Source organism: Cyanobium sp. ATX 6F1 (genome assembly GCF_024346315.1).
In the GTDB taxonomy this organism is placed as follows: Bacteria; Cyanobacteriota; Cyanobacteriia; order PCC-6307; family Cyanobiaceae; genus ATX-6F1.
The window spans coordinates 77,853-99,963 of the sequence record NZ_JAGQCS010000004.1 but is presented as its reverse complement, the minus strand read 5'-3'; the positions used below and the strand labels follow the sequence as shown (position 1 = coordinate 99,963).

Genomic DNA, 22,111 nt, shown 5'->3' with positions numbered 1-22,111 from the left:
GGGCTCAGAGACTGTTGGCTTGGGCACGCCTGCCTGAGCGCTCTGGTCAACGAACCCGTTTAGCTGACCCATTGATTCGCGGCAGGAAGGACAACAAGGTTCGGTGCGCTCCTGTGAGCCACTGAGCTGAGATCATGGCCGACATCCGAGCAAAACCATTCCCCCACTCTCGCCAACTCCTCCAGCCGCTTCCCCCATGACCGACCTGTTCAGCCCCCTGCGCCTCGGCTCCCTGGAGCTGCCCAACCGGGTGTGGCTGGCGCCGCTCACCCGCTGCCGCGCCGAGGCGGACCACATCCCCGGGCCGCTGATGGCGGAGTACTACGGCCAGCGGGCCAGCGCCGGCCTGGAGATCGCCGAGGCCACGATGGTGATGGAGGGGAACTCGTCCTTCATCAGCGAGCCCGGCATCCATTCGGCGGCCCAGGTGGCGGGTTGGCGCCTGAGCACCGATGCCGTGCACGGGCGCGGCGGCCGGATCGTGCTGCAGCTCTGGCACGGGGGCCGCGCCTGCCACCCCCTGCTCAACGGCGGCCGCCAGCCGGTGGCCCCCAGCGCACTCGCCATCACCGATGACGGCGTGCACACCCCCGAGGGCAAGCAGCCCTACGTGCTGCCCCGGGAGCTGGCCGACGGGGAACTGCCCGGAATCGTGGAGGGTTTCCGGCTGGCGGCCCGCAACGCCATCGCCGCCGGCTTTGACGGCGTGGAAGTGCACGGCGCCAATGGCTACCTGCTCGATCAGTTCCTGCGCGACGGCAGCAACCAGCGCAGCGGTGCCTACGGCGGCCCGATTGAGAACCGGGCGCGGCTGCTGCTGGAGGTGATCGACGCGGTGCGCCAGGAAAGCGAGCTGGTGGGGCTGCGCATCTCACCCCTGAACAGCTTCAACTCGATGCTCGACAGCGATCCGCTGGGTCTTTCCAGCTGGCTGGCCAGGCGCCTGAACGACAGCGGCCTGGCCTACATGCACGTGATGCGCAGCGATTTCGCCCAGCAGCAGCACGGCGATGTGCTCACCCCGATCCGGGAGCACTTCAACGGGGTGCTGGTGGCCAACATGGGCTACGACGCTGCTGAGGCCAACGCCGCCATCGGCGCCGGCGCCATCGATGCGGTGGCCTTCGGTTCAGCGTTCCTGGCTAACCCCGACCTGCCCGAGCGCCTGCGGCGCGGCGCCCCGCTCAACGCCCCCGATCCCGCCAGCTTCTACAGCCCAGGCCCCGCGGGCTACACCGATTACCCCTTCCTGCCATGACCACCACCAGCAACGGCACCCGCCCTGTCTTCCGCCCGGCCGCCGAGCGCTTCCACAGCCAGCTCGACTGGCTCGACAGCTGGCACAGCTTCTCGTTTTCGAGCCACTACGACCCCGCCTGGATGGGCTTCGGCCCCCTGCGGGTGATCAACGACGACACCATCGCCGCCGGCCGCGGCTTCGGGATGCATCCCCATAGCGACATGGAGATCATCACGGTGATGGTGGACGGGGAACTCAGCCACCGCGATTCGATGGGCAACGGCGAAGTGCTCCACGCCGGCGAGGTGCAGCGCATGAGCGCCGGCACCGGGGTGGTGCACAGCGAGATCAACCAGAGCGATCGCCCCTGCCGGCTGCTGCAGGTCTGGATCGAGCCCAGCCACCGAGGCATCCCGCCGGCCTATGGGCAACAAGCGTTCAGCATCGGCGACGACTGGATTCTGCTGATCGATCCCGACCAGCAGGGCGGCGCCATGGCGATCGACCGGCCGCTGCGGCTCTGGCGGGCGCAGCCCGGCGCGGGGCAACGGCTGGAGCTGCCCCGCATCGCCGGCCGCCGCTATTGGCTGCAGATGATCGACGGGGCCGTGCGCCTGGAGAACAGTGCCGCCGCCTCGGCCCCGCCAAGCCTGGAGCGGGGCGATGGCTACGGCTTCGCTGACGACGCAGGGGGCACCCCCTCCACGCTCAGCGCCTTGGATCAGGGGGCGGATCTGTTGCTGTTCGAGCTGGATTGAAGCGAAGGATGCAACACGCCCGCGGCCACCCAGTTACACAGGAAGGATCACCACCTGATCGGATCGATGGCGGAGCGACGTGAGCTGCTGAACAATCGGAGCCAGCAAACCCTGAGTGGGCCACGGCCGGCGGCGCCCCAGCGCTGGGTGGTGCGCTATAGGGGCTTCGTGCTCATCCCCCAGGACGACCTCACCTGGCTGGTGCGCCCGGAACGCAGTCCGATGCGAATGCTGCCGTTTCGGGCGCCGGCCAGCTCCATCGACGATGTGAAGGCCCTGGTGGACTGGCGCCTGGAAACGGTTCAGGCCGCCTGAGGCGGGGTGGGGTTGGGCCCGTTCAGTTGGAACGGCAGCACCAGGGTGGCCCAGTGCTCGGGGCGCTCGGGCCGCACCCGACGGGCCTGACGCACACCGAAGGGCACCCGGATCACATTGGTTCCTTCCACCTGGTGGATTTCTCCACGGCTGGCGGATTGCTGAAACGCCGCCATCAAGGGCGGAAGATCCACCGAACGGGACGGAAATCGGCTGCCGTTGATGGTTGCACCGCCAGCGTGATCGCTGGCGGCTTTGGCCCCATCGGTTGTGGTTGTGTCGTCGCCGTTCATGATCCCCATCGATGAACTGTTGGAATGTGAAATCAACCCGAAAGATGGGGCTGATTCATGGCCATTAGGCCGGAATGTAGCGCCTTTCGGCAAGAACGCACGGGCGCAACGGCGACTTAAACCGGTGTGAGCACCGGCACAGCCATCTCCTCCACCGAAGGGCAGGTGCAGACAAGGTTGCGATCGCCGTAGGCATTATCGATCCGGGCCACGGCTGGCCAGATCTTGTTACTGCGCAGCTGCTCCACGGGGAAGGCGGCCTGCTGGCGACCGTAGGGACGATCCCAGATCTCGGCGGTGACGGCGGCGAGGGTATGGGGAGCGCGTTTGAGCGGGTTGTCGAGCGGATCGGCGGCGCCGGATTCGATCGCGGCCACCTCGGCGCGGACGGCCGCCATGGCGGCGCAGAAGCGATCGAGTTCCGCCAGGCCTTCACTCTCGGTGGGCTCCACCATCACCGTGCCGGCCACGGGCCAGCTGACGGTGGGGGCATGGAAGCCGTAGTCCATCAAGCGCTTGGCCAGATCCTCCACTTCGATACCGGCGCTGCGCTTGAGCGGCCGCAGATCAAGGATGCATTCGTGGGCCACCCGACCGTTGGCGCCGCGGAACAGCACCGGGAAATGGGGCTCCAGCCGCTCGGCGATCAGGTTGGCCGAGAGCAGGGCAACGCTGCTGGCCGCCCGCAGGCCGTCGCCGCCCATCAGGCGGATGTACATCCAGCTGATCGGCAGGATCGAGGCGCTGCCCCAGGGGGCCGCCGACACCGGGCCGATCGCCTGATCGCCGCCGCAGCTCGCCAGGGGGTGCCCGGGCAGGAAGGGGGCCAGATGAGCCGCCACGCCGATCGGCCCCACCCCGGGGCCGCCGCCGCCGTGGGGGATGCAGAAGGTCTTGTGCAGGTTCAGGTGACACACATCGGCGCCGTAGAGCCCCGGCTTGGCCAGGCCCACCTGGGCGTTGAGGTTGGCCCCATCGAGGTACACCTGGCCGCCGTGGCGGTGCACGGTGGCGCAGAGCTGACGGATGCCGGTCTCGAACACGCCGTGGGTGGAGGGGTAGGTGACCATCACCGCCGCCAGGCGCTCGGCGTGGAGGGCGGCCTTGGCCTCCAGATCCTTGAGGTCGATGTTGCCCTGCTCGTCGCAGGCCACCGGCACCACCTGCAGGCCCGCCATCACAGCGCTGGCGGGGTTGGTGCCGTGGGCGCTGGTGGGGATCAGGCAGACGGTGCGCTGGTCGTCGCCGCGGCTACGGTGCCAGGCGCGGATCACCAGCAGGCCGGCGTACTCCCCCTGGGAGCCCGCATTGGGCTGCAGCGACACGGCGGCAAAGCCGGTGATCGCCGCCAGCCAGCCCTCCAGATCCGCCACCAGCTTTTGGTAGCCCGCCGTCTGGGAGGCGGGGGCGAAGGGGTGCAGATGGGCGAAGGCAGGCCAGCTCACCGGCGCCAGCTCGGCGGCGGCATTGAGCTTCATGGTGCAGCTGCCCAGGGGGATCATCCCGTGCACCAACGACAGATCCTTGGAGACCAGGCGCTGGATGTAGCGCAGCAGCTCGGTTTCGCTGCGGTGGCGGTGGAACACCTCCTGGGCCAGCCAGGGACCCGAGCGCAGGGGGAGCCCCGCCAGCAGCTGGCGCTCGGGCTCGGCGGCGGTGAGGCCCGCCTCCAACTGCTCCAGCAGCTCGGCGGCAGGGGTCACGGCCTGCCCATCGGCCAGGGCCGCCAGCAGGGCATCGAGTTCGGCGGCGTCGCTGAGCTCATCGAGGCTGATGGCGAGGCGATCGGGTCCCTCCAGGCGCAGGTTGAAGCCAGCGCGCTCGGCCCGCTCCAGCAGCGCCAGGGCACGGGAGGTGGTCAGGCCAACGGTGTCGAAGCCGGGGCCGGGCTCGATCTCCAGGCCCAGCTGCGCCAGGCCCAGGGCGAGGGCCGCACGCAGCCGCAGCACCCGGCGGGCGATCGCGGCCAGCCCATCGGGGCCGTGGTGCACGGCGTAGAAGCTGGCCAGCACCGCCAGCAGCACCTGGGCGGTGCAGATGTTGCTGGTGGCCTTGTCGCGGCGGATGTGCTGCTCGCGGGTCTGCAGGGCCAGGCGCAGGGCGGGGTGGCCCTCGGCGTCGAGGGAGCGGCCCACCAGCCGGCCGGGGATCTGACGCTTGTGCTCCTCGGTGGTGGCGAAGAAGGCGGCATGGGGCCCGCCGAAGCCCAGGGGCACACCGAACCGCTGGGCGCTGCCGACGGCGATGTCGGCGCCGAGGGCGCCCACGGGCTCCAGCAGCACCTGGGCAAGGGGATCGATCGCCACCGTGACCAGGGCCCCGCCGGCGTGGGCGGCCTCGATCACGGCGCTGGGGTCCCAGAGCAGGCCGCGGCGACCCGGCAGCTGCAGCAGCGCTCCGAACACCTCAGGGCCGAAGACAAAATCGGCGGGATCTGCCACCACCAGCTCGAGGCCCAGGGGCTCAGCCCGGGTGCGCAGCACGGCCAGGGTCTGGGGCAGCACCTGCTCGTCCACCAGGAAGCGCAGGGCGCCGGAGCGCTTGCAGGCGCCACGGCTGAGGGCCATGGCCTCGGCGGCGGCGGTGCCCTCATCGAGCAGGGAGGCGTTGGCGATCGGCAGGCCGGTGAGCTCGCTGATCAAGGTCTGGAAATTGAGCAGGGCCTCCAGGCGCCCCTGGGCGATCTCGGCCTGGTAGGGGGTGTAGGCGGTGTACCAGGCGGGGTTCTCGAACACATGGCGCTGCAGCAGCGCCGGGGTGGCGGTGCCGTGGTAGCCGAGGCCGATCAGGCTGCGGCGCACCTGGTTGGTGGCGGCGATCGCGGCCAGCTCAGAGAGGGCCTGCTGCTCGCCGCAGCCCTCCGGCAGGCCCAGGGCGGCCTCGGCCGGATCGAGAAGGATGTCGGCGGGAACCACCTCAGCGACGAAGCGCTCAAGATCGGCCGCCCCCAGCTCCCGCAGCATCTGCTCCTGCTCAGACGCGGTGGGCCCGATGTGCCGAACGAGAAAGGCTCCAGAGCTCACACCGCAGGATCAAAGGTGGCGGGATCCTAAGGAATCTCCAGGGGGTCAGGCGCCTTCCACCTTGGCGCGGTAGCTGGGGCCATCGAGCAGATCCTCCAGCTGGGCGGCATCGCTGGGACGCACCACCAGCAACCAGCCCTCGCCGTAGGGGTCGTTCTGGAGCTCTTCGGGGCTGGCGAGCACCGACTCGTTGCGGGCCTCCACCGTCCCGCTGATCGGGGCGTACATCTCCTCCACCGCCTTCACCGATTCCACCGTGCCGAAGCTGCTGCCCCGCTCCAGGGCGCTGCCCACCTCGGGCAACTCCACGAAAACGATGTCGCCCAGTTGATCGACGGCAAAGGCGCTGATGCCGATGCGCATCAGCTCGCCTTCGGGGCGCACGAATTCGTGGCTGTCGGCGTAGCGGAGGTCGTCGGGGAAGCTGGGGGCCATCGCGGTGAGGCGATCAGGTGCCCCCCAGTGTGACCGACGCAGCCCTCAGGGGCTCCAGGGCAACGAGCGCCCGCTCCAGGGCGAGCTCGGCATGGCTGCGGTGGGTGCCCCCCTGGGCGAAGAGCACGTAGGGCTCCCGCAGGGGCCCATCGGCGGAGAACTCGCTGGTGCTGCCGTCGATGAAGGTGCCGCCGGCCATCACCAGCTCGCTGGCATAGCCAGGCATCGGGGCGGGCACCGGGTCGAGGTAGGAGCCCACGGGGGAGCAGGCCTGAAAGGCACGGCAGACGGCGATGAGCGGCTCGGGGGCCCCGAAGCGCACCGCCTGGATCAGATCGCTGCGGTTCCCGGCCGGCAGCGGATGGACGGCATAGCCCAGGTCGCTGAACACCGCCGCCACCAGCTCGGCGCTGATCAGGGCCTCGGCCACCATCTGGGGCGCCAGGAACAGCCCCTGGAACAGCAGCCGGTGCAGGTCGAAGCCCGTTCCCCCCTCGCTGCCGATGCCCGGGGCGGTGAGGCGGCAACAGGCCTGCTCCACCAGCTCGGCGCGGCCGGCCACATAGCCGCCGGTGGGGGCGATCGTGCCCCCCAGGTTCTTGATCAGCGAGCCCGCGATCAGGTCGGCCCCCACGGCGGTGGGCTCCCGCTCCTCCACCAGCTCGCCGTAGCAGTTGTCGACGAAGCAGACGCAGCCCGGTTGCAGGGCCTTGACCCACTCGATCAGCCGGCCGATCTCCGCCACCGCCAGCGATGGCCGCCAGCTGTAGCCGCAGCTGCGCTGGATCAACACCATCCGCGTCGGCACGGAGAGGGCATCCGCCAGGCCGGCCCCATCCACGGCACCGCTGGCGCTGAGCGGCAGTTCGTCATAGGTGATGCCGAATTCGGCCAGGGACCCCTGGCCCGAGCCCCGCAGGCCGATCACCTCCTCAAGGGTGTCGTAGGGGCGGCCTGTGATCGACAGCAGCCGATCCCCCGGGCGCAGCACGCCGAACAGGGCGGCGGCGATGGCGTGGGTGCCGCTGACGAACTGCAGGCGCACGGCGGCGGCCTCGGCCTGCAGCACGCGGGCGAAGACCCGATCGAGGGTGTCTCGGCCCAGATCGCCATGGCCATAGCCGCTCACGGAGGCGAAATGGTGGGTGCCCAGGCGCTCAGCGGCGAAGGCCGCCAGCACCCGCTCCAGCCGCGGCCGCACCGCCGCCGTGCGCTGCGCCGCCAGGGGCGCGACCCGCTCGATCGCCGCGGCCACCCGCTCGGCCGCCCAGCCCGTGCCCATGAACTCCATGTCTCAACCGCGGCCATGGTGCCGCGCCAGGGAGAGTCGCACCGGTAGATTTCTGCGCCATAGCCCTCGGCAGAGAGTTCATTTGGTCGCCGTCATGAATGAAGGCAGCCGCCTTTCCGAGGCCCAGGAGGCCCGGATGCGCGCCGCCGTTAACGCCCCGAGAGAGCGGCTGCCCCGGGATCAGCGGATCTACAAGCTGGGCACCACCGGGTTCATGCTGGCGATCCACGTGGGAGCCGTGGCGGCGCTGCTGCCGATGTTCTGGAGCTGGCAGGGGGTGGCCGCGCTGGCGGTTCTCTACTGGGTCACAGTGATCGGGGTGACGCTGGGGTTGCACCGGCTGGTGGCCCACCGCAGCTTCGTGGCCCCCAAGTGGGTGGAGCGCGTCCTCGTGGTGATGGGCACCCTGGCCTGCCAGAGCGGTCCGATCGAATGGGTGGGGCTGCACCGCCACCACCACAAGTATTCAGACCAGCCCAACGACCACCACGACGCCGCCCGGGGCCTGTGGTGGGCCCACAGCGACTGGATGCTGCACGAGATCCCGGCGGTGCAGCAGGTGGAGCGCTTCACCGGCGACCTGCAGCAGGACGGCTTCTACATCTGGCTCGACCGCTGGTTCCTGCTGCTGCAGGTGCCCATCGGCCTGGCCCTCTACTGGTACGGCCAGCACGCCAATGTCCATGGCGGCGGCCTGGGGCTGGTGCTCTGGGCGATCCCCCTGCGCCTGGCCATCGTCTATCACGTCACCTGGCTGGTGAACTCAGCCACCCACGCCGTCGGCTACCGCAATTTCGACTGCCCGGATCTGTCACGCAACTGCTGGTGGGTGGCGATCCTCTCCTTCGGTGAGGGCTGGCACAACAACCACCACGCCCACCCATCGAGCGCCCGCCACGGCCTGCGCTGGTTCGAATTCGACATCACCTGGCAGCACATCAAGCTGCTGCGGGCCCTGGGCTGGGCCAAGCGCATCCGCGAAGCCCGTTACAGCCCCGCCTTCGGGGCCAAGGTCGGGGCGACCGCCAACTCCTGACGGATCGCCGCCGCCAGATCACCGCCGCCCGTCTGCTCCAGCAGGCGGGCTTTTTGGCGCAATAACTCCAGGAACAGATCGGCGCTGAGCTCCTGCTCGGCCGCGACCCCCAGGGCGGTGAGGGTGCGGTGCAGGTCCAGCAGTTCGCCGTCGAGTTCGGCGGCGGTGTAGTCGCCCTGGCCGGCGATCACGGCGGCGAAGCGCTCGCGCCGCTGGCGTTTCTCGGCCGGATAGGCCGCCAGCAGCTGCTCCTTGCAGGCCCGCCAGGGGCGGCCGGCGGTGAGCAACTGGGCCAGGGCGGCGCTTAAGGGCGCGGCCTCGGCCTCGGCGATGCGCAGGTCGAAGGCGGCGGGCAGGGGCTCAAGGCCCACGAAGATCGCGAACAGCTCGGCAGGACCGAGCACCTGAGCGTCCTCGCCGGCCAGGGCCAGGGCGGAGGTCTGCAGGGCCGCGAGCAGATCGGGATGGCGCGCGAGCGGATCGGCCAGCGCCGGGCTGAGCGCCCCGGAGCGCACCTGCTCGGCCAGCAGCCGGTTGACGCCGCCGAGGGCCAGGAACACCTCCGGGCCGGGGGAGGCGAGCTTGCGGTTGCGCAGATTCGAGAGCTGGGAGTTGTGGATCCGGCCCAGGTCAAAGACCTCAGCGAGGCCGGGCAGCACACGGTGGGACCAGCCGTTGCGCTCATGCCAGGCCCTGATCAGATGGGCAAATGCCTCGCGCCCTGATGCGAGTTGGTCTTGATATCCCACGCGATACGGATTCGTACTGTTACTATTTTATCGATCGATCAGGAGTCGGCCCATGACGGCCTCCGTCGCCCTACCGCCCACCGCCCTGCGCCAGGCCCGTGCCCTGCACCAGCCCCGCCGCGGCGAACCCCAGCCCCTGGTGCCCAAGGGCGCCCACTGGGTCACCATCGGCTTCATGCTGGTGATCCATGTTCTGGCGCTGGTGGCGCTGCTGCCCCAGTTCTGGAGTGTGCCCGCCGCGGCCAGCTTCCTGGTGCTCTATTGGCTCACCGCCTGCCTCGGCGTGACCATCGGCTACCACCGCCTGCTCAGCCACCGCTCCTTCAAGGTGCCCCGCTGGCTGGAGCGTTTCTTCGCCACCTGCGGCGCCCTCAGCTGCCAGCACGGTCCGATCGACTGGGTGGGGATGCACCGCCATCACCACAAATTCTCTGATACGGAAGCGGATCACCACAACAGCCACAAGGGCTTCTGGTGGAGCCACATGGGCTGGATGTTCCATGAGATCCCGGCCATGGCGGCCGTGCCCCGGCTCACGGGCGACCTGGCCCGCGATCCCTACCACCGCTGGCTGAACAAGAATTTCCTGCTGCTGCAAGTGCCCCTGGGCCTACTGCTGTTCACCATCGGCACCCTCACCGGCACCGGCGGCTGGGCCCTGGTGCTCTGGGGCATTCCCCTGCGCCTGGTGGTGGTCTACCAATGCACCTGGCTGGTGAACAGCGCCACCCATAAGTGGGGCAAGGTGACCTACGAGAGCGGCGATGGCTCCCGCAACAACCCCTGGGTGGCGGCGCTCACCTTCGGCGAGGGCTGGCACAACAACCACCACACCTTCCCCCATTCAGCCCGCCACGGCCTCAAGCCCAGCCAGCTCGACCTCACCTGGCTGCACATCCGAGCGCTGCAGCGCCTCGGTCTGGCCACCGCGGTGCGCCTGCCCGCCGAAGGGCCCGCCGGCGAGAGGGCCGTTCGGGTCGTGGCTTAAGGTTGCCAATCGCCTCACCGCAGCACGTTCCGCAGGAAGATCCATGGCCAAGCGCGTATCCGTCGTCCTCAGCGAAGACGTCCTGAGCCTCGGGAAAGACGGCGATCTGGTGGAGGTAGCCCCCGGCTACGCCCGCAACTTCCTGCTCCCCACCGGCAAGGCCCTCGCCGTCACCCCAGCGGTGCTGCGCCAGGTGCAGCACCGCCGCGCCAAGGAAGCCGAGAAGCAGGCCGCCCTCAAGCAGACCGCCATCGATTTCCGCACCGCCCTCGACACCATCGGTCGCTTCACGGTCAAAAAGCAGACCGGCGGCGATGACGTGCTCTTCGGCACCGTCACCAACGGCGACGTGGCCGAAGCGATCGAAGCCGCCACCAAAAAGGACGTCGAACGCCGCGACATCACCGTGCCCGAAATCCACCGCACCGGCACCTACAAGGTGCAAATCAAGCTCCACCCCGAAGTGGTCGCCGAAATCAACCTCGAAGTCGTCAGCCACTGAGGCCCCACAGGGGCCCTCGATGGGTTGAAGCAGAAGATCCGGGCTCCGTTGGGGGTCCGGTTTTTTTGCGGCAAGAAGCCGCTAGGGCGGCGCTCCGGTGGCCCTTTGGGATGGCGTGGGATTGGCGGGGGATTGGCGTCTGGGGCGACAGGATCCAGGGGCCATCGGCCCTAGGTTGAGCCGATGGCGCACGCTCCTCTCCACGATCCAGACGGCCCAGAACCCCTGGGCGGCAACACCGTGACGCCCGCCTTCCGGCGGCGCAACCAGGGTGGGGACGAGGCACGGTTCGAGGCCCTGCCCGATTCGGTGCCGCCCCAGAACCTGGAAGCCGAAGAGGCGGTGCTCGGGGGCCTGTTGCTCGACCCCGACGCCCTCGGCCGCATCGCCGACGTGCTGCGGCCGGAGGCCTTCTATCTCAGCGCCCACCGCGAGATCTACCGCACCGCCTTGATGCTGCACGGCCAGGGCAAGCCCACCGACCTCACCGCCATGGCCGCCTGGCTGGCGGATACCGGTGTGCTGGAGAAGGTGGGTGGCACCAGCCGGCTGGTGGAGCTGGTGGAGCGCACCCTCTCCACCGCCTCGATCGACCAGGTGGCCCGCCTGGTGATGGACAAGTATTTGCGGCGGCAGCTGATCCGCTCCGGCAACGAGGTGATCCGCCTCGGCTTTGATCAGAGCAAGCCGATGGAGCAGGTGCTCGATGAGGCCGAGCAGCAGATCTTCGCGATCAGCAACGAGAAACCCTCGGTGGGCCTGACCCCCACCGCCGAGATCCTCACCAGCACCTTCAACGAAATCGAGAGCCGTTCGCTCGGCACCGCGGTGGCCGGCATCCCGGTGAACTTCTACGACCTCGACGCGATCACCCAGGGGCTGCAGCGCAGCGATCTGATCATCGTGGCCGGGCGGCCGGCGATGGGAAAAACCTCGATCGTGCTCAACATGGCCAAGAACGTCGCCCAGCTGCACCAGCTGCCCGTGTGCGTGTTCTCGCTGGAGATGAGCAAGGAGCAGCTCACCTACCGGCTGCTGTCGATGGAGGTCGGGATTGAGAGCGGCCGGCTGCGCACCGGACGCCTGCACCAGGAGGAATGGCCGCTGCTGGGCCAGGGCATCAACACCCTGGGCCAGCTGCCGCTGTTCATCGACGACAAGCCCAACTCCGGGGTGCTGGAGATGCGCTCCCTCTGCCGGCGGCTGATGGCGGAGCAGGGCAAGGAGCTGGGGCTGATCGTGATCGACTACCTGCAGCTGATGGAGGGCTCCAGCCCCGACAACCGGGTGCAGGAGATCTCGCGGATCACCCGGGGGCTCAAGGCCATGGCCCGCGAGCTGAACGTGCCGGTGATGGCCCTCTCCCAGCTCAGCCGCGGGGTGGAATCACGCACCAACAAGCGGCCGATGCTCAGCGACCTGCGCGAATCGGGCTCGATCGAGCAGGACGCCGACCTGGTGCTGATGATCTACCGCGACGAGTACTACAACCCGGAAACGGCCGATCGCGGCATCACCGAGGTGATCGTGACCAAGCACCGCAACGGGCCGGTGGGCACCTGCAAGTTGCTGTTCGAGCCCCAGTTCACGCGCTTCCGCAACCTGGCCGCCCCCGTGGGGCACTAGGGCTCGATGCCGTGCACGGCCAAGGCCGCCTGCACGCCGGGATCCGAGACCATGCGGGCGTAGAAGCGATCCACGGCAGGCCAGGGGGCGAGGCCCCCCTCGATCACGCGTCCCACCCAACGCAGCATCGGCACCGCGTAGGCATCCACCAGGGTGAGCTGCTCGCCCACGAAGGTGGTGCGTTCGCTCAGGTGGGCGTCCAGGGTGGCCAGGTGGCCCTTCACCAGCTCCACGGCCGCCGCCTTCACCGCCGCTTGGGCCGCTACGGAAGGATCGGTGGTGTAGCGGCCGGGGACGAACAGGGGGAAGAAGGCCGGGTGGAAATCGCCGGTGAAGAAGCACGACCACTGCAACACCCTGGCCTGGTTGGCCGGTTCAGGCCCCCCGAGCAGATCCCCGCGGCCGGCGCTCTGGGCCAGATGCTGCAGCACCGCCCCCGCCTGGGTGATCACCTGGCCATCGGCAAGCTTCAGGGCCGGCACCGCCCCGGAGGCATTGATGGCGCGGTAGCTCGCATCCCGAGGGGCGTTGATCGCCTCGTAGGGCGCACCGATCCACTCCAACAGGATGTGGGGAGCGAGGGCGCAGGAGCCGGGGCGGTAATAGAGCGTGACCACGGCAAACACCAGAGGTTGCCCCGACCCTAGGGAGGGCTCCGGCGGCGGGGCCCATGGCCGCTGCTCACTGGGGCACCCAGAACGTGCAGAGAGCTCCGGTGCGGCCACCGTCGCTCAGCTGAACGCAGGCGGCGTGGCTGGTGCGTGGCCGGTTGAGCAGGACGTCGGTGTGATGGGAGGAGCTGAGCCAGAGGTTGAGCACGCGCTCGGGGTTCCAGCGGCCACTGGGCACCGGGCAACCGAGCACCTCGCTCACCGGTCGCAACCGGCCAGCGGCGGAACGGGCCTGGAACGCCTGCCAGGCCCCCAGGTCGTGGTCGCAGGAACCCGTCGCGATCAGCTGCCGCAGCACGGGCTCGGCGTAGGCGGTGTTGGCGGCCGCCAGGGTGACCGGCAAGGACTGCAGCGGGGCGCGGCCGTTGCCGGTGCGGACGCCATTGATCAGGCTGACGATGGGATCGCTGGACGGCGCCGGGGCGCTGGAGGCCAGGGAGCGGGCCAGGCGCGCCAGGGCCTCTCCATCGGGCAAGGGTGAACGGAACCCCTGAACCAAGGGGCCCTCGAGGATCTCCCGCAGGGCGGCGGCGCTGAGCAACTGGCGGCTGAGCAGGGCGCCACTGGCTGAGAGCCGCACCCGCTCTCCCGCCAGCACGGCCACAGGCGGCTCACCCGTGGGGACGCCCTCGCGCAGGGTTTGCACCGCCACCGTCCCCTCCAACACGCTGAGCTCCAACTCGCCAGAAGCGAGCAGATCGAGCACGTAGTTGGTGCCGCGCACACTCATTCGGCTGGAGCGCGTGCAGGCGTTCTGCTTACCCGACACCAACACCTGGCCGGCCCCGAGCAGGAAGCAATCGCTGCCCAGGCGCAGCCTGGAGAAACGGTTGAGGCGGCCGGAGGCGCCGCTGGAGAAGGCGAGCTGGGCGCGGCTGTCCCCGGTGCTCACCTGCTGGGGGCTCTGGGCCCTGGCCCCCACCCGCACCTGGCGCTCCTCGATGGCGACCTGGCGGCCATCGAGGATTTCCTGGACCGTTGCTGTTGAAGAGGAGGCCGTTGAAGTGGGAGCCGTGGAAGGAGCGGCGACGGTGGGGACGGCCCACAGCAACGCCAGGGCAGGAACCAGCGCCCGCAGGCCGCGGCGGATCGACGCTGGGGTGTTCGCCGTCATCAGATCTGAGGAGCGTCAGGCGAATCCCCCAGTGGGGGCAAAAATGGTGCTGGTTCCTGGGACGGGAACATCTGCAATTCCGGCATCGACTCCTGCAACTCCTCATTGGCTGCGGGGGGTAAATCCAGGCCACCGGTGCCATCGGAGGGAGACAGATCCCCAGCCAACAGTTGGTCAGGACTTAGATCGAGGCTGGCGATCAGCAGGAGGGAGATAACGAGATGGCGCAGAAGACACATCCGGCGGATCCAGGCGATCGACATGACCGGGATGCAGCGATCGTTCACCCTAGAGGGCCTGCACTGGCCCCAGGGCGGATGCCGGAGAAGGGAGTTTGCCTTGAGCACGCAATCTTGCGCCCCTGAAGAGAACTTGCGCGGCTGAACTCATCCCTGCGCAGCGACATGGCCGTTTCGTGGCGGCCGGACAACAAACAACAACCCGAATGATCACGATGCAGAAATAAAGGAATGCACCCCCAGCACGATCTCCAGGGCAGAGTGATTCAGGGGCAGATCCAGCAGCAGGGCGCCGGCGAGGCCCAGGCTGCGGCAGAGGCCAACGGGCTGATCCCCTCAGTGGGGCTGGCTGGCTTCCAGCACCCGCAAGCGCCGTTCCAGCTGCTCGATCCGCTCCAGGTAGGTGAGCGCCAGGGCCATGCCGGGGGTGTTGAGGCCGAAGTCGTCGCGCAGGCGGGCGGCGCGGCGGGCCTGGACCACGGTGCGCGAGTAGAAGGCATAACCCGTGAGGCCGCTGCAGGTTTCAAGCACGCCCAGCTCGACCAGCTCGATCACCTCGGCCTGCACCAGGCCGGTGCTCGCGATCAGATCGTCGAGGTCGATCGCCTCCTCGGGACTCGACGGGTTCAAGGCGAATTCAGACATGGCTGGGTTCTCCGGTGAGGTGGGCACGGGGATCGAAGCTGGAGCTGGCGGCGAGCTCTTCGAACAGCTGCTTCTCCTTGTCGCTGATCACGCTGGGGGTGACGATCTGGAGCACGGCGAAGAGATCACCCGCCCCCTCGCCGCGCCGGGGCAGACCCTTGCCGGCCAGGCGCAGCTTCTGGCCGCCGCGGGCGCCGGGCTTCACGGTCAGCTTCAGGCGCCCATCAAGGGTGGGCAGCTCGATCTCGGCGCCGAGCACCGCCTCCCAGGGGGCGATCGGCACCTGCAAATAAAGATCGTGGCCAGCCACTTCGAAGCGGGGATGGCGCTCCAGGCGGATGTCGATGTAGAGATCCCCCGGCTTGCCGCCCCCCAGCCCCGGGCCACCCTTGCCCGGCACGCGCAGGCGCTCGCCATCGCTGACCCCCTTGGGCACGCGCACCCGGGCGGTGTGGGGGCGGCGCTGCACCCGGCCGTCGTCCCCCAGCTCGGCGACGCTGAACTCCACGCTCACCTCGGTGCCCGTGGCGGCGTCCTCGAGGCTGAGGCTGGTGGCGATCTCGAAATCCTGGCCGCGGCGGGGGGCCCGCCCGCCACCCCCCGGTCGCTGGGGGCCGCCCGCCCCGCGCGGGACGCTCCCATGGAAGCCGATGCGCTCGAGCAGTTCGGCCAGGTCGATGTCCTCGCCGGGGGCACCCTGCCAGAAGCGGCTGTCCCATTCGGCGCTGGGCTGCACGTTCTCGCCCGGGCGGTGGCGGCCGAGCTGGTCGTAGGCCTCGCGCTTCTGGGGATCAGAGAGGGTCTCGTTGGCCTCGCTGATCGCCTTGAAGCGCTCCTCGGCGTCGGGCTCCTTGGAGACATCCGGGTGGTAGCACCGCGCCAGGCGCCGGTAGGCCTTGCGGATCTCCTCGGCCGATGCGCCCCGCTCCACCTCCAGGGCGGCGTAGTAGTCGACGTAGTTCATGGCGCCTCAGCCGTGCGCCGGGCCGCCGAGGGAACCTGAATCCACACGGCCATGGGGCAACGGCGGGGGACGCTCCATCTTTGTAGCGCGCTGGGCGGTTGGAAAGACCGGCAGGGGCGGCCGATGCCGAACGGCTGGGCCTGGCCCATCCCCCAGTGACGCAATGTCTGCGGTCTGGCGTGTCGATGGGGAGGGACGTTGGAGCTGGGGTGCCCACGACGTCAGGTCAGCTCAAGGACACCCAGCACCACTGCAGGCCCGGGCCCAGGGGTTTGTCGATGAGCCTCCGTGCATCGACCTCCCGATCGCCGTTTTGTAGTGTCGCGAAAAGGGCTCAGCGGGTTCGCGAAACAGTGGTTCGTTTGGAACCAAGCAGGCGCAGATCCATCGGGGCGCAGACGTTCGCGCTAAGTGGGCCTAAGGCTTCCTGCGAGTTGGACGGGCAAACGCTCAGTGGCTAGCGTTGTTCTGGGAAACGGCGAAGATCTAGCTAGCCTGCGAATAAAGCCAATATGACTACCAACGCTGATTTGCTACGGACAATTCAAGATGGCGCAGTATCTGCAGACATGCCTGTTGGCGAATTACTTCGACGTTGTCAAGTCCTCGCGGCGCGCCAAAAGATACCCGACCTAGGCATGTGGGTTCAAAACGAGCTCAATGGATATCCCGAAGATGCCGAACTGCCTAACTATCGTGTTCTTTCCGGGCTTGCGATGGGTGACTTCATGGGGCCATTCGGTAGCGCTATTCGGAACAGTGTACTCCCTGCAAGCAATCTTCCAGATGAATTAAGACACTGGGCGCGCGAGGCGAAATTCCGTCATCCGATTGCAACTCTCGAAGAAATCGCTCGTCGCAAAGATGATCATCTTCTCTGTGCATGGCCAGGAGATCTCATCGCCATGGTTCAGAGGGACTTCTACGAAAACATGGCACTTGCCCAAGCATGGCTGAGCATTTCCAAGAGCACGATTATCGGAGCGATCGAGTCGGTTCGGAATCGGATTCTTACTTTCGCACTTGAGGCCGAATCAGTGATTGAGCTTGATGGAATCGACCTGCCGAACTCAAGTGCCGCATTATCTCAGGTCTTTCATACGGTGGTGTATGGAAACATTGGTAATATCGCACAAGCAAGCACACAAGTCACTCAGTCAGCAGGCGTAGCTCCCGGGGACTTAGAGTGTCTTATTCGCGAGCTTTCAAGGCTTGGCGTTAGCCCTAATGATTCAGGCGACTTAAGGGAGGCAATTGCAGAAGATGGCCAGCCCAAAGGGGAGAAGCTAGGCGCTCGCGTCGCGGGCTGGGTCGGAGGCATGATCGCAAAGGCTATGGCTGGCACTTGGACAGTCGCGACAGCCACGGCGACGACGGTGCTACCTAAACTCATTGCTAAATACTATGGACTGCCTGAGTAGACCCCTCTAACATCAAGATTCAGAAGACGGGTGCGTGGTACATTATAAGTGCAGAGAGATATGCCAGCTTCTGATCTTAGCGTTAGCCATCCGAGGCATAAAATATACAATAACTGCATAACGCATCAAAAACGCTGACGACACACGCCTTCCGATGTAAGCTTGTTGCATTGCTTGGATTAGCATAATGACTGAGGCACCGAAGCACCCCCTTCTCGCCCACCCCGAAGAGGCAAGGATTGCTTATCTGTCACTTCTTGCCGAACTATGCTTTATAGATCGCATCTTTGACGAACAAGAGCGTAAACACCTAGATACTGAGCTTTCCAAGCTTGACATTTCTGACCAAGGCAAAGCAAGGGTTTATGCTGCTGTTTACGATTTAAAGGATTCGCATCGCGAAGCAATCCTCGCTGGGATTAAGGCTCTTGGCAGCTCGGATCTCCGTTTCACATTGATTTCAGATCTATTCTTAATGTCTCTTGCCAATGGCTACATCTCAGTTGAAGAGCAGGAGCATGTCATCCGTCTTGGACGTCACCTGGAGCTTAAAGATGATCAGATTCAGGCGATTAAGCAGGTTCAATTTAATCTTTGGCAGATTCGCAATACCCCAAGTGATTCAGACTCCTTTAACAATCTGATCAAGGAATGTGCCGCAAGCCTCGCTGGTGTCGGCGTTCCTGTTGCAGCCGTCGCTGCATCTGGCTCTGTCTTCGGCCTTAGCGCTGCGGGCATTACCTCTGGCCTGGCGGCATTAGGCGCTCTCGTCGGAGGAGGCATGCTTGCTGGCACTGTCTTGGTGGTACCTGTTATTGCCGCAGGCTCAATCTGGGGTGTAAAGGTACTTGTTGACCTCATAGCCAAAGATAACTAACATATTGCCATTCTTCATCCTTCCTCTTTGGATATCATCATGAGTGACTCATCAATTCCCCATGTTTCAGCTATGAATACAGGTGGAGTGCTTGCAAAGGGGCTTATTGATAATCTGCCCGTAATAATAGATGGATTCAGAGATGTCTATGCCTTGAGGTCAAAAGAAGAGGCATTCCGGGCAGCTCTTCAGGCTCGGTGTACTGAACTTCAGATCAATAGCCAAAACTTCAGCATCCTGGTAGCCTCCCTCACAGAGCTGTCGAAAAACGAATCTGCCGACGAAGAGACAAAGGTCATGTTTAGGGAGATGATTCGCAGCCTCTTCGATCTTTTTGCAGATCGCTCTCGCCAGTCTAATACTTTTTCTGACTTCATGAATCGCTGAGCCGAATCATGTGGGGAATAAATCCAGTTGTCGTAGCCCAGATCCTAGGTACCGTGGTTTCAAAAGACATTTTCTCGCGCCGTCACGGAGTACCTAAGATGATCATTAACAAAATAACAATTCATATTGCACAAAAGGAGATTGAGCTTGCCAAAGCGATGGCTAGATCTGTCGCGCGACAAGACAAAGACTTGTACGAAGAACTAAAGCGTGATTTGCGTACTACTATCTCAGAGGTTGACTTTCAGCAGATCTTCTCGGACTGATCAGATGCTGCAGATTACCTGCTCGGAAGACGGGCAACAGAAGCAGATCGCATTGGACAATATTTTCAATTTAAGTATAGAATTTACTCCAATAGTTGCGTCCCGTCAAGGATCAACCAGCATCACCTTGCACTAGCTACCTCCAGCAAGATCCTTCTCCTGCATTTTAATATTCGGCCTGATGATGACAAGAGTTAAATGCAAATAAACCCGTCCATGCCATACCAGCTTTATCCCTCATCCACAAACTCCCCCCAACCTTCCCCCCAACTCTCTGACCCTGCCATCCTTAGCCTTCAGCCCTCCTTCTCCCCTTGACCACCGCGCCTGATCACGCTCTGACCCCTGCAAACACCCAGGATGACCTCCACGACGAGTTCCTCGGCGCCCTCGAAGCCCTGGGTGGATCAGCGGGTAACGGCCGCCTGCGGGAAATGCTGGAGTGGGACGAAGCCAGCTACGAAGCGGTGAAGGGCGACCTGCTGAGCCGCCGGCTGATCGTGCCCGGCCGTGGCCGAGGCGGTTCGGTGGCACTGGCGGATGGTTCGGCGGAAGAAGCCCCCGGCCATGGCCAGGAATTCAGCTCTGCCCCCTCCAACCGCGCCCCGAACGGTGCCCGCGCCGCTGCCCCCAGCTCGTTTGAGCAGGCGTTCCGCGCCATCGACGACTGCCTGCGCAAGGAGGCCGGCTGCGGCACCGAGCTCGATTACCGAGCAGACCTCCTGGCTGCTGTTCCTCAAGTACCTCGACGGACTCGAAGACGACAAAGCCACCGTGGCCGCCCTGGAGGGCCGCAGCACCACGCCGATCCTCGATGAGCCCTACCGCTGGAACAGCTGGGCGGCACCGAAGAACGCCAGCGGCCAGCTCGACCACCACGCCGCCCTCACGGGCGACGACCTGCGCGACTTCGTGAACCAGCGCCTGTTCCCCTACCTGGAGCGCTTCAAGCAGAGCGCCAGCGGGCCGAACACGATCGAATACAAGATCGGCGAGATCTTCGGCGAACTGCGCAACAAGATCAGCAGCGGCTACAACCTGCGCGAGATCATCGATGTGATCGATGGCCTGCGCTTCCGCTCCCAGGCCGAGAAGCATGAGCTCTCGATGCTCTATGAGGAAAAGATCAAGCGGATGGGCAATGCCGGCCGCAACGGCGGCGAGTACTACACCCCAAGGCCGCTGATCCGCGCCGTGATCCAGGTGGTCCATCCAACGATCGGGGAAACGGTCTGCGATCCAGCGGTGGGCTCAGCTGGTTTTCTCTGCGAGGCCTTTGATTTCATGCGCCGCCGCGGGGAGCTGTCCACCGCTGATCTGGAAACCCTTCAGAGCCGCACCTTCACCGGCAAGGAAAAGAAGAGCCTCGCCTATGTGATCGCGATCATGAACATGATCCTGCACGGCATCGAGGCGCCGAACATCCTCCACACCAACACCCTCGCCGAGAACCTCGCCGATGTGGAGGAGAAAGACCGCTTCGATGTGATCGTTGCCAATCCGCCCTTCGGCGGCAAGGAGCGCAAGGAAGTGCAGCAGAACTTCCCGGTCCGCACCGGCGAAACCGCCTTCCTCTTCCTCCAGCACTTCATCCGCGTGCTCAAGGCGGGCGGCCGCGCCGGCATCGTGATCAAGAACACCTTCCTCTCCAACACCGACAACGCGTCGGTGGCCCTGCGCCAGAAGCTGCTCGAGGAGTGCAACCTCCACACCGTGCTCGACTGCCCCGGCGGCACCTTTCAAGGGGCGGGCGTAAAGACCGTGGTGCTGTTCTTCGAAAAAGGCTCGCCCACCCGCAAGGTGTGGTTCTACCAGCTCGACCCCGGCCGCAACCTGGGCAAGACCAACCCGCTCAACGACGCCGACCTCGCCGAGTTCATCGACCTGCAGAAGACCAAAGCCGACTCGCCCAAGAGCTGGAGCGTGGACGTGGCGGCCATCGACCCGTACACCTTTGATCTGTCGGTGAAGAACCCCAACGGCGGCGAGGCCATCGCGCACCGCAGTCCGCAAGAGATCATGGAGGAGATTGCGGCGCTGGATGCTGAGAGTGCGGAAGTGCTGGGGAACATCAGGGCGCTGTTATGAAGAAGGGGTGGGAAACGAAAACACTTGGTGACGTTTGTCAACTCATTTCTGGACAGCACATTGACGCGAAGGACTACAATACGGAGTCTCGGGGCATCGGTTATCTCACTGGACCCTCCGACTTTGGGCCACTTAATCCGGTAATCACAAAGTGGACGGAGTATCCAAAGATACTTGCGAATCGAGGCGATGTCCTCATAACAGTCAAGGGCTCGGGCGTCGGCAAAGTCAATCTGCTCGACGAAGACGAAGTTGCGATTAGTCGTCAGTTGATGGCCGTTCGAGTAACCAGAGCTGTGCCGAGCTTTGTCTACGCATTTTTAAGTTCGAAATTTGACGACTTCCAGGCGCTCTCCACGGGTGCCGCAATCCCCGGCATCTCCCGTGAGCAAGTCCTTGGGTTGTCAATCGCGCTTCCTTCGCTGGCCGAACAGCAGCGGATCGTCAGCCTGCTCGACGCCCTCGCCACCGAAACCCAACGCCTCACCCAAATCTACGAACGCAAACTCGCCGCGCTGGAGGCCCTGAAAAAATCCCTGCTGCACCAGGCCTTCAGCGGCGAGCTCTGAGCCATGGCGAGCGGCCTCAGCTTCTCCTTCGCCGCCGTCACTGATGCCCTGACTGCCCAACCACTTCAGAAGCGCAGTGATAGCGGGGCGGAGGTGTCACGGTGAATCCAGCCAACCGGTTCTAGAATGGCCACAACACAGGGGGAGCGCATGTCGATTGATCTTTCCGGCGACGTGCTTGATGCGCTCACTGTGCAGGAAAAGGTTCGTCTTCTTGAGCAGGTCTGGCAAAGCCTCTGCAGCCACCCGGCGGATGTCTCCTCACCTGAATGGCACGCTGAGGTGCTGCGGGAACGCAGCGAGAGACTGACCGATGGCAGGGCTACGCGGATCCCATGGGCTGAGGCCAAGGCCCAGCTTCAGCAACTCGGTGGATGATCATCAACATCTCTTCAGATGCTCTGAAAGATCTGGAGGAGGGATTCTGGTTTGACGAGCAGCAGGCTCCGGGTCTTGGGGGCTATTTCCGTAGCTGTTTGCTGGCCGATAGCGAATCTCTGGCCTACTACGGAGGGATTCACGGGCTTGCCCATGGTTTATCGAGCGCTGTCGAAGCGATTTCCTTTTTGCATCTACTACACGTTTGACGTCGACGACTTGACTGTGGTCGCCGT

25 protein-coding genes are annotated in these 22,111 nt (G+C 65.5%); 15 read left to right on the top strand and 10 right to left on the bottom strand.

Features of this window, described 5'->3' with window-relative positions; all coding sequences use genetic code 11:
* The first annotated feature begins 196 nt into the window (after positions 1–196).
* The 3 genes from KBZ13_RS07590 (at position 197) to KBZ13_RS07580 (ending at position 2,313) form a co-directional block, all read left to right on the top strand.
* Positions 197–1,258: an alkene reductase gene (locus tag KBZ13_RS07590; RefSeq protein WP_255007929.1), complete on the top strand. Its 1,062-nt coding sequence runs from the start codon at positions 197–199 to the stop codon at positions 1,256–1,258.
* Positions 1,255–1,998 (top strand): pirin family protein, encoded by a 744-nt coding sequence (locus tag KBZ13_RS07585; RefSeq protein ID WP_255007928.1) that lies wholly within the window; start codon positions 1,255–1,257, stop codon positions 1,996–1,998. The genes KBZ13_RS07590 and KBZ13_RS07585 overlap by 4 nt, the downstream gene beginning before the upstream one ends.
* Positions 1,999–2,064: 66 nt before the next feature.
* Complete coding sequence (locus tag KBZ13_RS07580; RefSeq protein WP_255007927.1) at positions 2,065–2,313, top strand: hypothetical protein; 249 nt, start codon at positions 2,065–2,067, stop codon at positions 2,311–2,313.
* Here KBZ13_RS07580 and KBZ13_RS15725 read toward each other — a convergent pair.
* The 4 genes from KBZ13_RS15725 to KBZ13_RS07560 form a co-directional block, all read right to left on the bottom strand.
* Positions 2,301–2,606 carry a hypothetical protein gene (locus KBZ13_RS15725; RefSeq protein ID WP_315859611.1) on the bottom strand — a complete coding sequence of 102 codons (306 nt, stop codon included), beginning with the start codon at positions 2,604–2,606 and terminating at the stop codon, positions 2,301–2,303. The genes KBZ13_RS07580 and KBZ13_RS15725 overlap by 13 nt on opposite strands.
* A 116-nt stretch (positions 2,607–2,722) precedes the next feature.
* A complete protein-coding gene (gene gcvP, locus KBZ13_RS07570; protein WP_409995629.1) occupies positions 2,723–5,569 on the bottom strand; it encodes an aminomethyl-transferring glycine dehydrogenase in 2,847 nt (948 codons plus the stop codon).
* Between the two features lie 105 nt (positions 5,570–5,674).
* Positions 5,675–6,064 carry a glycine cleavage system protein GcvH gene (gcvH, locus tag KBZ13_RS07565; protein WP_255007925.1) on the bottom strand — a complete coding sequence of 130 codons (390 nt, stop codon included), beginning with the start codon at positions 6,062–6,064 and terminating at the stop codon, positions 5,675–5,677.
* Between the two features lie 13 nt (positions 6,065–6,077).
* On the bottom strand, positions 6,078–7,346 hold the full coding sequence (locus tag KBZ13_RS07560; RefSeq protein ID WP_255007924.1) for an aminotransferase class I/II-fold pyridoxal phosphate-dependent enzyme: 1,269 nt from the start codon (positions 7,344–7,346) through the stop codon (positions 6,078–6,080).
* Positions 7,347–7,449: 103 nt separating this feature from the next.
* Between KBZ13_RS07560 and KBZ13_RS07555 the strand changes: the two genes are divergently transcribed.
* Entirely contained in the window at positions 7,450–8,391 is a 942-nt protein-coding gene (locus tag KBZ13_RS07555; RefSeq protein WP_255007922.1) for an acyl-CoA desaturase, read from the top strand.
* Here KBZ13_RS07555 and KBZ13_RS07550 read toward each other — a convergent pair.
* Positions 8,343–9,140, bottom strand: coding sequence for a hypothetical protein (locus KBZ13_RS07550; RefSeq protein ID WP_255007920.1), 798 nt, complete (start codon positions 9,138–9,140; stop codon positions 8,343–8,345). The genes KBZ13_RS07555 and KBZ13_RS07550 overlap by 49 nt on opposite strands.
* Before the next feature lie 52 nt (positions 9,141–9,192).
* Here KBZ13_RS07550 and KBZ13_RS07545 point away from each other — a divergent pair, with 52 nt between their 5' ends.
* The 3 genes from KBZ13_RS07545 (at position 9,193) to dnaB (ending at position 12,256) form a co-directional block, all read left to right on the top strand.
* Entirely contained in the window at positions 9,193–10,128 is a 936-nt protein-coding gene (locus KBZ13_RS07545; RefSeq protein ID WP_255007919.1) for an acyl-CoA desaturase, read from the top strand.
* Positions 10,129–10,171: 43 nt separating this feature from the next.
* Positions 10,172–10,630 carry a 50S ribosomal protein L9 gene (gene rplI / locus KBZ13_RS07540; RefSeq protein ID WP_255007918.1) on the top strand — a complete coding sequence of 153 codons (459 nt, stop codon included), beginning with the start codon at positions 10,172–10,174 and terminating at the stop codon, positions 10,628–10,630.
* 183 nt (positions 10,631–10,813) lie between these two features.
* Positions 10,814–12,256: a replicative DNA helicase gene (dnaB, locus tag KBZ13_RS07535; protein WP_255007916.1), complete on the top strand. Its 1,443-nt coding sequence runs from the start codon at positions 10,814–10,816 to the stop codon at positions 12,254–12,256.
* Here the strand turns inward: dnaB and KBZ13_RS07530 are convergent.
* From KBZ13_RS07530 to KBZ13_RS07510, 5 genes are all read right to left on the bottom strand, one after another.
* Positions 12,253–12,873, bottom strand: a complete 621-nt coding sequence (locus KBZ13_RS07530; protein ID WP_255007914.1) for a glutathione S-transferase family protein — start codon at positions 12,871–12,873, stop codon at positions 12,253–12,255. The two genes, dnaB and KBZ13_RS07530, sit on opposite strands and share 4 nt — an antisense overlap.
* A 64-nt stretch (positions 12,874–12,937) precedes the next feature.
* On the bottom strand, positions 12,938–14,041 hold the full coding sequence (locus KBZ13_RS07525) for a hypothetical protein (RefSeq protein ID WP_255007913.1): 1,104 nt from the start codon (positions 14,039–14,041) through the stop codon (positions 12,938–12,940).
* Positions 14,041–14,304: a hypothetical protein gene (locus tag KBZ13_RS07520; protein WP_255007911.1), complete on the bottom strand. Its 264-nt coding sequence runs from the start codon at positions 14,302–14,304 to the stop codon at positions 14,041–14,043. Before KBZ13_RS07520 ends, KBZ13_RS07525 begins: the two co-directional genes overlap by 1 nt.
* A gap of 312 nt (positions 14,305–14,616) precedes the next feature.
* Positions 14,617–14,925: a chaperone modulator CbpM gene (locus tag KBZ13_RS07515; protein ID WP_255007910.1), complete on the bottom strand. Its 309-nt coding sequence runs from the start codon at positions 14,923–14,925 to the stop codon at positions 14,617–14,619.
* Positions 14,918–15,889 (bottom strand): DnaJ C-terminal domain-containing protein, encoded by a 972-nt coding sequence (locus tag KBZ13_RS07510; protein ID WP_255007909.1) that lies wholly within the window; start codon positions 15,887–15,889, stop codon positions 14,918–14,920. Before KBZ13_RS07510 ends, KBZ13_RS07515 begins: the two co-directional genes overlap by 8 nt.
* Positions 15,890–16,401: 512 nt before the next feature.
* Between KBZ13_RS07510 and KBZ13_RS07505 the strand changes: the two genes are divergently transcribed.
* The 8 genes from KBZ13_RS07505 to KBZ13_RS07470 all read left to right on the top strand — a co-directional run bounded on the left by KBZ13_RS07505 (position 16,402) and on the right by KBZ13_RS07470 (position 22,084).
* Positions 16,402–17,310 (top strand): hypothetical protein, encoded by a 909-nt coding sequence (locus tag KBZ13_RS07505; protein WP_255007908.1) that lies wholly within the window; start codon positions 16,402–16,404, stop codon positions 17,308–17,310.
* 187 nt (positions 17,311–17,497) lie between these two features.
* Positions 17,498–18,187 (top strand): TerB family tellurite resistance protein, encoded by a 690-nt coding sequence (locus tag KBZ13_RS07500; RefSeq protein ID WP_255007907.1) that lies wholly within the window; start codon positions 17,498–17,500, stop codon positions 18,185–18,187.
* Positions 18,188–18,226: 39 nt separating this feature from the next.
* Positions 18,227–18,574, top strand: coding sequence for a hypothetical protein (locus KBZ13_RS07495; protein ID WP_255007906.1), 348 nt, complete (start codon positions 18,227–18,229; stop codon positions 18,572–18,574).
* A gap of 580 nt (positions 18,575–19,154) precedes the next feature.
* Entirely contained in the window at positions 19,155–19,658 is a 504-nt protein-coding gene (locus KBZ13_RS07490) for a hypothetical protein (protein WP_255007905.1), read from the top strand.
* On the top strand, positions 19,546–20,928 hold the full coding sequence (locus tag KBZ13_RS07485) for an N-6 DNA methylase (RefSeq protein ID WP_255008199.1): 1,383 nt from the start codon (positions 19,546–19,548) through the stop codon (positions 20,926–20,928). Before KBZ13_RS07490 ends, KBZ13_RS07485 begins: the two co-directional genes overlap by 113 nt.
* A complete protein-coding gene (locus KBZ13_RS07480) occupies positions 20,925–21,497 on the top strand; it encodes a restriction endonuclease subunit S (protein ID WP_255007904.1) in 573 nt (190 codons plus the stop codon). Before KBZ13_RS07485 ends, KBZ13_RS07480 begins: the two co-directional genes overlap by 4 nt.
* A gap of 126 nt (positions 21,498–21,623) precedes the next feature.
* Positions 21,624–21,875: an addiction module protein gene (locus KBZ13_RS07475; RefSeq protein WP_255007903.1), complete on the top strand. Its 252-nt coding sequence runs from the start codon at positions 21,624–21,626 to the stop codon at positions 21,873–21,875.
* Positions 21,872–22,084 (top strand): hypothetical protein, encoded by a 213-nt coding sequence (locus tag KBZ13_RS07470; RefSeq protein WP_255007902.1) that lies wholly within the window; start codon positions 21,872–21,874, stop codon positions 22,082–22,084. The genes KBZ13_RS07475 and KBZ13_RS07470 overlap by 4 nt, the downstream gene beginning before the upstream one ends.
* Positions 22,085–22,111 lie beyond the last annotated feature (27 nt).

Coding starts and splice junctions, on each gene's coding strand:
- KBZ13_RS07590 (WP_255007929.1), top strand. CDS start 197: ATGACCGACCTGTTCAGCCCCCTGCGCCTCGGCTCCCTGGAGCTGCCC.
- KBZ13_RS07585 (WP_255007928.1), top strand. CDS start 1,255: ATGACCACCACCAGCAACGGCACCCGCCCTGTCTTCCGCCCGGCCGCC.
- KBZ13_RS07580 (WP_255007927.1), top strand. CDS start 2,065: ATGGCGGAGCGACGTGAGCTGCTGAACAATCGGAGCCAGCAAACCCTG.
- KBZ13_RS15725 (WP_315859611.1), bottom strand. CDS start 2,606: ATGAACGGCGACGACACAACCACAACCGATGGGGCCAAAGCCGCCAGC.
- gcvP (WP_409995629.1), bottom strand. CDS start 5,569: ATGCTGCGGGAGCTGGGGGCGGCCGATCTTGAGCGCTTCGTCGCTGAG.
- gcvH (WP_255007925.1), bottom strand. CDS start 6,064: ATGGCCCCCAGCTTCCCCGACGACCTCCGCTACGCCGACAGCCACGAA.
- KBZ13_RS07560 (WP_255007924.1), bottom strand. CDS start 7,346: ATGGGCACGGGCTGGGCGGCCGAGCGGGTGGCCGCGGCGATCGAGCGG.
- KBZ13_RS07555 (WP_255007922.1), top strand. CDS start 7,450: ATGAATGAAGGCAGCCGCCTTTCCGAGGCCCAGGAGGCCCGGATGCGC.
- KBZ13_RS07545 (WP_255007919.1), top strand. CDS start 9,193: ATGACGGCCTCCGTCGCCCTACCGCCCACCGCCCTGCGCCAGGCCCGT.
- rplI (WP_255007918.1), top strand. CDS start 10,172: ATGGCCAAGCGCGTATCCGTCGTCCTCAGCGAAGACGTCCTGAGCCTC.
- dnaB (WP_255007916.1), top strand. CDS start 10,814: ATGGCGCACGCTCCTCTCCACGATCCAGACGGCCCAGAACCCCTGGGC.
- KBZ13_RS07525 (WP_255007913.1), bottom strand. CDS start 14,041: ATGACGGCGAACACCCCAGCGTCGATCCGCCGCGGCCTGCGGGCGCTG.
- KBZ13_RS07520 (WP_255007911.1), bottom strand. CDS start 14,304: ATGTCGATCGCCTGGATCCGCCGGATGTGTCTTCTGCGCCATCTCGTT.
- KBZ13_RS07515 (WP_255007910.1), bottom strand. CDS start 14,925: ATGTCTGAATTCGCCTTGAACCCGTCGAGTCCCGAGGAGGCGATCGAC.
- KBZ13_RS07510 (WP_255007909.1), bottom strand. CDS start 15,889: ATGAACTACGTCGACTACTACGCCGCCCTGGAGGTGGAGCGGGGCGCA.
- KBZ13_RS07505 (WP_255007908.1), top strand. CDS start 16,402: ATGACTACCAACGCTGATTTGCTACGGACAATTCAAGATGGCGCAGTA.
- KBZ13_RS07500 (WP_255007907.1), top strand. CDS start 17,498: ATGACTGAGGCACCGAAGCACCCCCTTCTCGCCCACCCCGAAGAGGCA.
- KBZ13_RS07495 (WP_255007906.1), top strand. CDS start 18,227: ATGAGTGACTCATCAATTCCCCATGTTTCAGCTATGAATACAGGTGGA.
- KBZ13_RS07480 (WP_255007904.1), top strand. CDS start 20,925: ATGAAGAAGGGGTGGGAAACGAAAACACTTGGTGACGTTTGTCAACTC.
- KBZ13_RS07475 (WP_255007903.1), top strand. CDS start 21,624: ATGGCCACAACACAGGGGGAGCGCATGTCGATTGATCTTTCCGGCGAC.
- KBZ13_RS07470 (WP_255007902.1), top strand. CDS start 21,872: ATGATCATCAACATCTCTTCAGATGCTCTGAAAGATCTGGAGGAGGGA.